The sequence below is a fragment of the Acidovorax sp. K2F genome, from assembly GCF_025246485.1.
Lineage (GTDB): Bacteria > Pseudomonadota > Gammaproteobacteria > Burkholderiales > Burkholderiaceae_C > Acidovorax > Acidovorax delafieldii.
Map to the genome: position 1 here is coordinate 1 of NZ_JAOBSQ010000093.1, position 1,489 is coordinate 1,489.

General features: G+C 66.2%; 4 protein-coding genes. All 4 read right to left on the bottom strand.

The genetic code is table 11. The annotated features are described in order from the left end of the window. Positions 1-299, bottom strand: a 299-nt coding sequence (locus N4G42_RS25370; protein WP_260669165.1) for a hypothetical protein, incomplete at its 3' end; no start/stop codon positions are given. Further along, on the bottom strand, positions 296-565 hold the full coding sequence (locus N4G42_RS25375; RefSeq protein ID WP_260669166.1) for a hypothetical protein: 270 nt from the start codon (positions 563-565) through the stop codon (positions 296-298). The genes N4G42_RS25370 and N4G42_RS25375, both read right to left, overlap by 4 nt. After that, positions 562-858 carry a hypothetical protein gene (locus N4G42_RS25380; protein WP_260669167.1) on the bottom strand — a complete coding sequence of 99 codons (297 nt, stop codon included), beginning with the start codon at positions 856-858 and terminating at the stop codon, positions 562-564. Before N4G42_RS25380 ends, N4G42_RS25375 begins: the two co-directional genes overlap by 4 nt. A 167-nt stretch (positions 859-1,025) precedes the next feature. Next, positions 1,026-1,406 (bottom strand): hypothetical protein, encoded by a 381-nt coding sequence (locus tag N4G42_RS25385; RefSeq protein WP_260669168.1) that lies wholly within the window; start codon positions 1,404-1,406, stop codon positions 1,026-1,028. Positions 1,407-1,489: the final 83 nt, after the last annotated feature.

The window sequence follows — 1,489 nt, forward strand, 5'->3', positions numbered from 1 at the left end:
TCGGCCCAGGCCGCCACCGCCTTGCGCCAGCCGGTGCTGCTGGCGTTGTGGCGCTTGAGGCGGCTGGTGACGGTGCCCTCACGCGGCAGCTCGGCCAGCAGCACGGTGAGCACCAGGACGTTGGCCAGGAAGTCCAGCACTAGGCCGACGAAAAGCACCGGGTAGCCGAAGGCCATGGCAGTGCGGGTGAGCTGGTTGGCGTCCTTGGCGCGCTTGAGCGTCATGACGGCCAGGTAGAACACCCACAGCGCCCACAGCAGCAGCACACCCCACACGGGCCAGAGGATGGGGTGCGTCATAGCTGGGCCCGCAGCGCAGTGATCTGGTCGTCGAACTGCTTCACGCGCCGGTACAGCGCGTTTTTGGCCATGAGCGTTTCCTGCGTTACACCCATCTCCAGCGCCTGCGCCTCCATGAAGGTCAGCATGAATTCGCGCGTGGCGCGGGGCATGAGCTGCTCGCGCTCCATGGTCTCGATCTGCAACTTGACCAGCTGAGGGCCTGTGACCTCGCCCAGCCCTGCTGCAGTGATCACTGCGCTGCCAATAACTTGGGTGAGGCTCATGCGTAGATCTCCCCAAGCAGTTGCAGCGAGACCGCACCGGCGCCAGTGGCGATGTTGCTGGAGAACTCGATCTTCAGCTCGCGCTCGAACGGCAGATACTGCGGGGTGACCTGCGAGCCAGACAGTGCGCCGACGAGCATGTACCCCGGAGTGGATGGCGACGCAGACGCATTGGTGGCGTCGAACAGGACCGTGCCGTCCACCGTCATACGCGCGCGGATGCTTTGGTTACTGCCGCCGACATGCCCCAATGATGCAGCCCAGACTGCCCCTCGTCCGGTGATGGTCAGCATGGTGGTGAGGCTGCCCGGCGATGGGTTTGAGGACGTGTAGATGGCAGGGCCGAGGGGCGACAGGTTGCTGGGGTTGATCAGTACGGGCGTGCCCCGCAGCAACCCCACCACGCGCCGAGTCGCCCGCTGCCCGCCTGGCGGGAATGAATAGAGGCCTGGGTTCATGGTCAGAACCCCCCACCCACGGACACATGCACGTCGAAAGATTCGGCGTTGTGCGTGCTGGCGCGCAGCGATTCGTTGGGCCCCAGGATCAGGGTGGCGATGATCGTTGCGGTGAAGGCCTGCACCGTGCCGCTGGGGGTGACGGCAGAGACGGGCACCTCTTTCCACAGGCGCACGTTGGTGCCGTCGTGGCGGTACAAGCGGACCATGCCCGCCGTGGTGGTGGCCGTGGCCACGATGGTGACCTCATCCACGCGGCCGCCGTTGGCGCCGGGCGCGAACACGGTGCCCAGCGTGCCGGTGCCGTCGCGGTTGGTGTTGGCCGTGGCGATGCGGGCGCCGTTGGCGATGGGGCTGGATGCGTACTGTGCGGTGGTGCTCATGATCAGAAGATTCCTTGCGCGAAGAGAAGAAAGTCGGGAGCGGAGGCGCTACCGCCCCCACCAACACGCGTCCAGCCAGCGCC